2 protein-coding genes, 1 tRNA gene, 3 rRNA genes and 2 pseudogenes are annotated in these 10,172 nt (G+C 43.8%); 5 read left to right on the top strand and 3 right to left on the bottom strand.

Annotated features, from left to right (window positions below; genetic code table 11):
• Positions 1-147 precede the first annotated feature (147 nt).
• A pseudogene (trmA, locus tag CBG25_RS18895) lies at positions 148-879 on the bottom strand (tRNA (uridine(54)-C5)-methyltransferase TrmA); the annotation flags it as partial.
• 339 nt (positions 880-1,218) lie between these two features.
• Here trmA and murI point away from each other — a divergent pair.
• The 5 genes from murI (at position 1,219) to rrf (ending at position 7,737) form a co-directional block, all read left to right on the top strand.
• Positions 1,219-2,058, top strand: coding sequence for a glutamate racemase (murI, locus tag CBG25_RS18890; protein WP_290608592.1), 840 nt, complete (start codon positions 1,219-1,221; stop codon positions 2,056-2,058).
• A 420-nt stretch (positions 2,059-2,478) separates the two neighbouring features.
• A 16S ribosomal RNA gene (locus tag CBG25_RS18885) occupies positions 2,479-4,023 on the top strand.
• An 87-nt stretch (positions 4,024-4,110) separates the two neighbouring features.
• Positions 4,111-4,186 (top strand) — tRNA-Glu (locus CBG25_RS18880).
• A gap of 375 nt (positions 4,187-4,561) precedes the next feature.
• Positions 4,562-7,465: ribosomal RNA gene (locus CBG25_RS18875) — 23S ribosomal RNA — on the top strand.
• A gap of 156 nt (positions 7,466-7,621) precedes the next feature.
• Positions 7,622-7,737, top strand: a 5S ribosomal RNA gene (gene rrf / locus CBG25_RS18870).
• The 16S, 23S and 5S rRNA genes sit together here with 1 tRNA gene alongside, the layout of an rRNA operon.
• Positions 7,738-7,848: 111 nt before the next feature.
• Here the strand turns inward: rrf and pssA are convergent.
• Together pssA and CBG25_RS18860 are read right to left on the bottom strand one after the other, a co-directional pair.
• Positions 7,849-9,204: a CDP-diacylglycerol--serine O-phosphatidyltransferase gene (gene pssA, locus CBG25_RS18865; RefSeq protein WP_290608590.1), complete on the bottom strand. Its 1,356-nt coding sequence runs from the start codon at positions 9,202-9,204 to the stop codon at positions 7,849-7,851.
• Between the two features lie 172 nt (positions 9,205-9,376).
• Positions 9,377-9,829: pseudogene (locus CBG25_RS18860) on the bottom strand (GNAT family N-acetyltransferase); the annotation flags it as partial.
• Positions 9,830-10,172: the final 343 nt, after the last annotated feature.

Here is a 10,172-nt window from a genome sequence, read left to right as displayed (position 1 = left end):
ACTTGTCGATCGTCTGTTGGTGATACTGGTTTGCAAAGAGGTCATTCTTAATGGCGCTGCGTTTCTTCATGGTGGTTAGCTCAGTAGACCAGCTTCCGATAACTTTATCAGCAAAATCAAACTCGGCTTAGGTTTTTCGAGGTGCCCTACTGATGGTTTTGCAATCTCGGTTGCCAGAACACGATTAAAATTTTGTGCTAGTGCGATAGAAAAATTACCGTTTCCACAATAAAGCTCCAGTAAATCACCTTTTGTGTTTTTAGTAATATTAATCGCCCATTCTAACATTTTGATATTTATTCCGGCATTGGGCTGTGTAAAACTATTTTCAATTTGGCGATAGATAATTGACTTACCTGAAATAGGTAATACCTCATCAATATGATCCTGTTCTAATATAATTTTTGTTTTTGCTGCGCGGCCAATAAGTTGTATATCAAAACCTTGATTAATTAGAGCGCTACGTAATTGTTTAGCTTGTTCAATCCATTCTTGTTCCAATTTTTTATGATAAATTAATGAAACAATAATCTTATTACTTAATGTTGATAAATAATCTACTTGGAAGAGTTTATACCGTAAAAGTGGTTTAGTTTTAATTAATGGAATTAAAGCAAGCATCATTTGATTAATTAATTTACTAGCGCTAGGTAATTGATCAACTCTTAAACGTTGTTTAGTCGTTTGATCAAACATTATATGAAATAAATCTGATCCTTCATGCCAGAGGCGAAATTCAGCGCGCATTCTATAATGGGAAAAATCAGAACGAAAAATTTCTGGCTCAGGTGCATTAAAAGGCAGCATAATACTGTTTAAATATTTGATTTTTTCAGCTAACTGCAAGTTGTATTGGGTAATTGACAAATTATTTAGCATGTATTCAGATTCATCTTGATAAAAAATTTTCTATCGTGAGATTGTAGGGAAAGAGAAAGAGAAGTCTAGCTTTGGTGCACGATTTATAGATAGTAATTACAAAGGTTTTCCTAAAGCTTATTTTTTGAATATTGATAGTAAGAGTCGTAAAGTTTTAGTTCTTCGATATTGGACGGTAATGCAAAAATAAAAATAGGTTATAATATTGTCTTAAAACCAGCGGAAAATTATTACAACAGCACAGGATTCATTCAATCTATTATTACTGTATAATTACTCATGACTATTTTTACTAACAATTCTCTTATCAGCATATTGTTCATTATTGTGATGAAATGAATGAAAAATGAAATAAAAAAAGTAACCTCTGCTCAGCCGAAAACGGCTCGGCCAACTATTCTAATTTTTGATTCTGGTGTTGGTGGGTTATCTGTTTATCGTGAAGTCAGACAGCTATTGCCAGATTTACACTATATTTATGCTTTTGATAATGATGCTTTTCCTTATGGAGAGAAAAGTGCAGAATTTATTATTGAACGTATTATTCGCTTCATCGATCAAATTCAACAAAAACATGAGTTAGCAATAGTAATTATTGCTTGTAATACGGCAAGTACGGTCAGTTTGCCTGTTTTAAGAGCGCATTTCCAATTTCCAATTATTGGGGTTGTTCCCGCAATAAAACCAGCAACTAAATTAACTCGCAATGGTGTTATTGGATTATTAGCAACTAAGGTAACGGTTAGTGGAAACTATACTAGAGAACTGATCGATCGATTTGCCGTTGATTGTAAAGTTGAGATGATCGCTTCATCAGAATTAGTCGAATTAGCAGAAAAAAAACTTCATGGTCAGGTAATCTCAAAAGAAGCGTTAGTGCGCATTGTAAAACCGTGGTTAAAAATGAAAGAACCCCCTGACACCATTGTGCTCGGTTGTACACACTTTCCGTTATTATCGGCAGAACTAAAAGAAGTGCTGCTTGACGGAACCAGACTTATTGATTCAGGCGCTGCAATTGCCAGACGAGCGGTTTGGTTAATCAATAACCATCAAAATTTGATTTTAACAAAAAGTAAAAATATCGCCTATTGCACAAAAATGGATGTTGAAGCTGAAAAGCTTATTCCTGTACTGATAAATGAAGGTTTTAATCGATTAGAAAAAATTTCTATTTAAGCCGATTTGTTGAAATATAAACCAATTAGACAAATTTTTTTAAATAACGGTTGCCAGCGGCTTAAAAGCGCCTATAATGCGCTCCCACTGGTTGAGAATAAATAATTAGATTTTTAGTCAGTGAAGTGAAAGAAAAGTAGAAATAACTACTTGACTTTACAGGTGAAAAGCGTAATATACGCTAGCTCGCACGCTCTTTAACAATTAATCAGACAATCTGTGTGGGCACTCGCAAGACATCATCAAAAAATATTTGATTTTAAAGTCTTGAAGAGTGACAAAACAGTTAATTCATATACGAACTAATATGCAGTAATGTTATTTTGGACAGCAGCGGCGAAGGTGGTCAAACACCGGCAAAGCGAGTTGAACAGAAGGGCGTTATATGGTCAGTAAAACATTCTTTGAGCATCAAGCTTTTAATTGAAGAGTTTGATCATGGCTCAGATTGAACGCTGGCGGCAGGCCTAACACATGCAAGTCGAGCGGCAGCGGGAGGAAGCTTGCTTCCTTGCCGGCGAGCGGCGGACGGGTGAGTAAGGTATGGGGATCTGGCCGAAGGCGGGGGATAACCACTGGAAACGGTGGCTAATACCGCATAATCTCTAAGGAGCAAAGTGGGGGACCGTTCTGGCCTCACACCTTCGGATGAACCCATATGAGATTAGCTAGTAGGTGGGGTAATGGCTCACCTAGGCGACGATCTCTAGCTGGTCTGAGAGGATGATCAGCCACACTGGGACTGAGACACGGCCCAGACTCCTACGGGAGGCAGCAGTGGGGAATATTGCACAATGGGCGCAAGCCTGATGCAGCCATGCCGCGTGTATGAAGAAGGCCTTCGGGTTGTAAAGTACTTTCAGTCGTGAGGAAGGTGTTAGGGTTAATAACCTTAGCAATTGACGTTAGCGACAGAAGAAGCACCGGCTAACTCCGTGCCAGCAGCCGCGGTAATACGGAGGGTGCGAGCGTTAATCGGAATTACTGGGCGTAAAGGGCACGCAGGCGGTTAATTAAGTTGGATGTGAAATCCCCGGGCTTAACCTGGGAATGGCATTCAAGACTGGTTAGCTAGAGTCTTGTAGAGGGGGGTAGAATTCCATGTGTAGCGGTGAAATGCGTAGAGATGTGGAGGAATACCGGTGGCGAAGGCGGCCCCCTGGACAAAGACTGACGCTCATGTGCGAAAGCGTGGGGAGCAAACAGGATTAGATACCCTGGTAGTCCACGCTGTAAACGATGTCGATTTGGAGGTTGTGGTCATGAACTGTGGCCTCCGGAGCTAACGCGTTAAATCGACCGCCTGGGGAGTACGGCCGCAAGGTTAAAACTCAAATGAATTGACGGGGGCCCGCACAAGCGGTGGAGCATGTGGTTTAATTCGATGCAACGCGAAGAACCTTACCTACTCTTGACATCCAGCGAATCCTTTAGAGATAGAGGAGTGCCTTCGGGAACGCTGAGAAAGGTGCTGCATGGCTGTCGTCAGCTCGTGTTGTGAAATGTTGGGTTAAGTCCCGCAACGAGCGCAACCCTTATCCTTTGTTGCCAGCGAGTAGTGTCGGGAACTCAAAGGAGACTGCCGGTGATAAACCGGAGGAAGGTGGGGATGACGTCAAGTCATCATGGCCCTTACGAGTAGGGCTACACACGTGCTACAATGGCGTATACAGAGAGAGGCGAGCCAGCGATGGGAAGCGGAACTCAGAAAGTACGTCGAAGTCCGGATTGGAGTCTGCAACTCGACTCCATGAAGTCGGAATCGCTAGTAATCGCGGATCAGCATGTCGCGGTGAATACGTTCCCGGGCCTTGTACACACCGCCCGTCACACCATGGGAGTGGGTTGCAAAAGAAGTAGGTAGCTTAACCTTTTTGGATGGCGCTTACCACTTTGTGATTCATGACTGGGGTGAAGTCGTAACAAGGTAACCGTAGGGGAACCTGCGGTTGGATCACCTCCTTACCTAGATAGATGGAATGTGAGTGTTCACACAGATTGTCTGATGAAATAGCGCGTCAAGCCAATCTAAGATTGACTAAAGAGCTTGAAGTCCCCTTCGTCTAGAGGCCTAGGACATCGCCCTTTCACGGCGGTAACAGGGGTTCGAATCCCCTAGGGGACGCCACTTTAGTGATTTAGAAAGGCAGTGCATCACGCTTTTAGTGTTGTGCATTGTTTGTGCTTTACGCAATAATGATTAAGCCAATTCAGTGAGTTGGTTTACCAATTATGCTCTTTAACAATCTGGAACAAGCTGAAAATTGAAACACACATTATTGAAAAAATAGTGTGGAGAACTCTCAAAACTCCAATTTGAAGTGTTATTCAAATAGGCAGACGAGTGGCATGAGCGAGCAGGGTGAAATTTGCGGCGTAGGCGCGCAGTCAGCGCAGCGTACATAAGTACGTGAGCATGACGAGCACCGCACAACAAAAAATTTCGCACGGCGCAGCCATGACGCTTCGGTATTATTTGATAAGAGACACCTTCGGGTTGTGAGGTTAAGCGAATGAAGCGTACACGGTGGATGCCTAGGCAGTCAGAGGCGATGAAGGACGTGCTAATCTGCGAAAAGCGTCGGTAAGCTGATATGAAGCGTACTAGCCGGCGATGTCCGAATGGGGAAACCCAGTGCATTAATGCACTATCGTTTGATGAATTCATAGTCAAACGAGGCGAACCGGGGGAACTGAAACATCTCAGTACCCCGAGGAAAAGAAATCAACCGAGATTCCCCCAGTAGCGGCGAGCGAACGGGGAGCAGCCCAGAGTCAGCATCAATATTTACCGCAGGAGAAGGGTCTGGAAAGGCCGGCAATAAAGGGTGATAGCCCCGTATCTGAAGCGGTAAGTGTTGTGAACTCGAAGAGTAGGGCGGGACACGTGTTATCCTGTCTGAATATGGGGGGACCATCCTCCAAGGCTAAATACTCCTGACTGACCGATAGTGAACCAGTACCGTGAGGGAAAGGCGAAAAGAACCCCGGCGAGGGGAGTGAAATAGAACCTGAAACCGTGTACGTACAAGCAGTGGGAGCGCCCGAAAGGGTGTGACTGCGTACCTTTTGTATAATGGGTCAGCGACTTATATTCTGTAGCAAGGTTAACCGCATAGGGGAGCCGTAGGGAAACCGAGTCTTAACTGGGCGTTAAGTTGCAGGGTATAGACCCGAAACCCGGTGATCTAGCCATGGGCAGGTTGAAGGTTGGGTAACACTAACTGGAGGACCGAACCGACTAATGTTGAAAAATTAGCGGATGACTTGTGGCTGGGGGTGAAAGGCCAATCAAACCGGGAGATAGCTGGTTCTCCCCGAAAGCTATTTAGGTAGCGCCTCGTGAACTCATCTTCGGGGGTAGAGCACTGTTTCGGCTAGGGGGTCATCCCGACTTACCAACCCGATGCAAACTACGAATACCGAAGAATGTTATCACGGGAGACACACGGCGGGTGCTAACGTCCGTCGTGAAGAGGGAAACAACCCAGACCGCCAGCTAAGGTCCCCAAGTCATGGTTAAGTGGGAAACGAAGTGGGAAGGCTTAGACAGCCAGGATGTTGGCTTAGAAGCAGCCATCATTTAAAGAAAGCGTAATAGCTCACTGGTCGAGTCGGCCTGCGCGGAAGATGTAACGGGGCTAAACCATGCACCGAAGCTGCGGCAGCGACACTTAGGTGTTGTTGGGTAGGGGAGCGTTCTGTAAGCCGTAGAAGGTGGACTGAGAGGTCTGCTGGAGGTATCAGAAGTGCGAATGCTGACATAAGTAACGATAAAGCGGGTGAAAAACCCGCTCGCCGAAAGACCAAGGTTTCCTGTCCAACGTTAATCGGGGCAGGGTAAGTCGACCCCTAAGGCGAGGCTGAAAAGCGTAGTCGATGGGAAACGGGTTAATATTCCCGTACTAAGGGTTACTGCGAAGGGGGGACGGAGAAGGCTAGGCTATCCGGGCGACGGTTGTCCCGGTTTAAGCGAGTAGGTGGGTAGTGCAGGCAAATCCGCACTGCTACAACACTGAGACGTGATAACGAGCCACCAAGGTGGTGAAGTAGTTGATGCCCAGCTTCCAGGAAAAGCCTCTAAGCGATAGGTAATCATTAATCGTACCCCAAACCGACACAGGTGGTTAGGTAGAGAATACTCAGGCGCTTGAGAGAACTCGGGTGAAGGAACTAGGCAAAATGGTGCCGTAACTTCGGGAGAAGGCACGCTGGCATTAGGTGAAGGGTCTTGCATCCGGAGCTGAAGCCAGTCGAAGATACCAGCTGGCTGCAACTGTTTATTAAAAACACAGCACTGTGCAAACACGAAAGTGGACGTATACGGTGTGACGCCTGCCCGGTGCTGGAAGGTTAATTGATGGGGTAAGCCGTAAGGCGAAGCTCTTGATCGAAGCCCCAGTAAACGGCGGCCGTAACTATAACGGTCCTAAGGTAGCGAAATTCCTTGTCGGGTAAGTTCCGACCTGCACGAATGGCGTAATGATGGCCAGGCTGTCTCCACCCGAGACTCAGTGAAATTGAACTCGCTGTGAAGATGCAGTGTACCCGCGGCAAGACGGAAAGACCCCGTGAACCTTTACTATAGCTTGACACTGAACATTGAGCCTTGATGTGTAGGATAGGTGGGAGGCTTTGAAGTGTGGACGCCAGTCTGCATGGAGCCAACGTTGAAATACCACCCTTTAATGTTTGATGTTCTAACTTAGGCCCGTAATCCGGGCTGAGGACAGTGTCTGGTGGGTAGTTTGACTGGGGCGGTCTCCTCCCAAAGTGTAACGGAGGAGCACGAAGGTTGGCTAATCACGGTCGGACATCGTGAGGTTAGTGCAAAGGCATAAGCCAGCTTGACTGCGAGCGTGACGGCGCGAGCAGGTACGAAAGTAGGTCTTAGTGATCCGGTGGTTCTGAATGGAAGGGCCATCGCTCAACGGATAAAAGGTACTCCGGGGATAACAGGCTGATACCGCCCAAGAGTTCATATCGACGGCGGTGTTTGGCACCTCGATGTCGGCTCATCACATCCTGGGGCTGAAGTAGGTCCCAAGGGTATGGCTGTTCGCCATTTAAAGTGGTACGCGAGCTGGGTTTAGAACGTCGTGAGACAGTTCGGTCCCTATCTGTCGTGGGCGAAGGAAGATTGAGGGGAGCTGCTCCTAGTACGAGAGGACCGGAGTGGACGCACCACTGGTGTACAGGTTGTCATGCCAATGGCATCGCCTGGTAGCTAAGTGCGGAAGAGATAACCGCTGAAAGCATCTAAGCGGGAAACTTGCCTCAAGATGAGTCTTCCCTGACAGTAATGTCCTATAAGGGGTGTTCGAGACGAGGACGTAGATAGGCTGGGTGTGTAAGCGTAGCGATACGTTGAGCTAACCAGTACTAATGACCCGAGAGGCTTAACCTGACAACACCGAAGGTGTTTTGGGAGAGAGAGAATTTTAGCTTGTTTTGAGATTGAATCTGGTCGGATTTTGCTGAAGGCCGAGGTGTGTTCGCTACTGAGGCAGGTGAGCAGACTGTAAGGCAGCGAAATAAGACGGGATAAATAGAAAAGAATTTGTCTGGCGGTAATAGCGCGGTGGTCCCACCTGACCCCATGCCGAACTCAGAAGTGAAATGCCGTAGCGCCGATGGTAGTGTGGGGTCTCCCCATGTGAGAGTAGGGAGCTGCCAGACTTTAATTATGTTAAGAAAGCCACCCAAGGGTGGCTTTTTGACGTTTTAATTATTGATAACGCATTGATTTAAAAAACTTATTATTTTGTAGTCGGAAATAGAGCTAACCTATTAAAGAATGCGACGTATTAGCCTATCAACGCGGATCCTGCGTAAACGGCGAATAAGTTTTTTAATTTTTACTGGATAGCGCTGGATATTTTCAAGCTCTTGATAGTGACTTACAATATGAGTATTGGTTGTTATACATTTTAATTCTTTGTTTTTTTGCTGTAATAAAACTTTTTGGGGGTCATGAATTAATATTGCATTCTCCAAATCCAGTCCCCATGCACGAGGATTGAGATTATTACCGGTTATTAATTGCCAGTTATTATCAATCCAAATTCCTTTTAAATGATAGCTATTTTCTCCGTCTTTCCATAATCTAATAGTTAATTGCTGGTTATCTACAAAGCGTTGTAACCGACAGATAAAGCGGCGTAGATTAATTTCATATAAATAAGGTAATGCACTGATAATTTTAAAAGGTTCTTCTGGTGGAATATAAAAGTCATTAGCTGTTTTATCGCCAATGATAATTTCAATTTGTTTGCCATCACGCAATAATTTACTAATTATACGCGTTAAAATAGTGGGTAAATTAAAATAGGGTGTACAGATAGTCATTTTCTTTTCTATAGTGTTCATTAAATGCGTAATAGTTTTATTTAATTCGTTTTTTTTGCCTAAACCGATTAATGGAGTTACTGCTAACTCTTCATTTGTGGCATTATTTTGCAATTGATAGTGACAACTTTTTAAGCTATGGCGAAATTGTTTAATTAAACTTTTAATTTGAGTATTGCGGGGACGATGAGCTTGATCTAGACGCTGGATAGCGGGTGAAGATAGCAAGCTTTGGTCGATAAAGCTTTTCATCGTCGCAGCTAATTGAGCATTATCTAATATATGATAACGATCGTAACGATAACGTTGGTGTTGCTGGAGATAGACATCATTAATGCTGGCACCGCTATAAATAACCGTATCATCGAAGATAAAACCTTTTAGATGTAAAACACCTAATGCTTCACGTGTGTTGACCGGGATACCAAAAATAGCGATTTCTGATCCTGGGTATGCCATTGCCATTTGATAATACCAATCGGCATTAGTTGCGCTGGCATCTGCACCAATGCGACCACGTTGAGCACGATGCCAGTCAACCATTATTTTGATATCTAATTCTGGTCGTGCTATTTTTGCTTGATAAAGCGCATTTAGTATGTCTCGTCCTGCATCATCATGTTCGAAGTAAAGTGCAGTAATATAAATATACCGTTGAGCGTTGGCAATTTTGTCCAACAGAGCTTTTCGAAAACTTTCTGCTTGGTATAGGGTGACAACTCCAGCGGCAGACTGAGGTAATTTTGCTAATTGCTCAAGATATTGCTGATGCTTTGCTTTTTTTAATTTGGACAACATCACAGTGTAAATTTTCTCTTTTTTATTAAAGGAGTAGATTACATACTCTGGTTTAGGTTTATTGAAAATTGGTGATCCATGATACCATTAGTTTAATTTTTTGTATCTATTAATCCAATCTATGTTGACCGATTGTTCAGCCACTATTTATTTAGTTATAAGATTATTTTCTTCATAGTGTTAGATCAAGATTGACAATACTATCTTCAAATTGAATATCGAGACTAAAACCTAATTTTTGTGCTAACTGTAGCATTTTTTTATTTTCAGGCATGGTGATTGCAGTAAGTTGTCGAGTGCCTCGACTACGGCTATATCTAATAATTTTGTCCATTAACTGATATCCAAGTGTATTACCTTTCATATCAGAACGCACTAAAACGGCAAATTCTGCTTGCTGATTGTCAGGATCTTCTACCACACGAACCACGCCAATAATCTCGGAATTTTTTTTAATAGCGATAAAGGCCATTTCTCGGTCATAATCGATTTGTGTCATATTCGCTAAGTCATCATGGGTAAATTCGCTAATTTCACTAAAGTAACGATAATAAAGATCTTCTTTTGTTACCTGAGTAATAAAATCTTTGAGTAAATGTTCGTCTTCGGGCAGGATAGGTCTAAGTTGACATTTACGCCTAGGAATTTACGCCTAGGAATTTCAAAGATCCTGAGGCCGTATGAAATAGGGATCACAGTCGGTAAGATTTGCTGTTTTTTTCAGCACAAGAGGGAGTGAGATCATTATTTGTTGGCTAATCGACTGATTTTTGAACGAATTTGCTGAATTCAGGCAGATCTTCCCTGCATTACATCACGTAACGCATTCGCGCTATTTCCACTGCGTTAGCAACCAGATCCTTTGTTACCAGCCCATACAAGACCCGCTGATAGACCATTTTCCCGCCACACAGAATACATTTAAAAGGGTCCGTATTGAGCAGTGCTTGGCTGAGGCTGGAAAATGT

It is taken from the genome of Arsenophonus sp. ENCA, assembly GCF_002287155.1.
In the GTDB taxonomy this organism is placed as follows: domain Bacteria; phylum Pseudomonadota; class Gammaproteobacteria; order Enterobacterales; family Enterobacteriaceae; genus Arsenophonus; species Arsenophonus nilaparvatae.
Note: the sequence above shows the minus strand (reverse complement) of the source record. Positions and strands in the feature narration are given on the sequence as shown.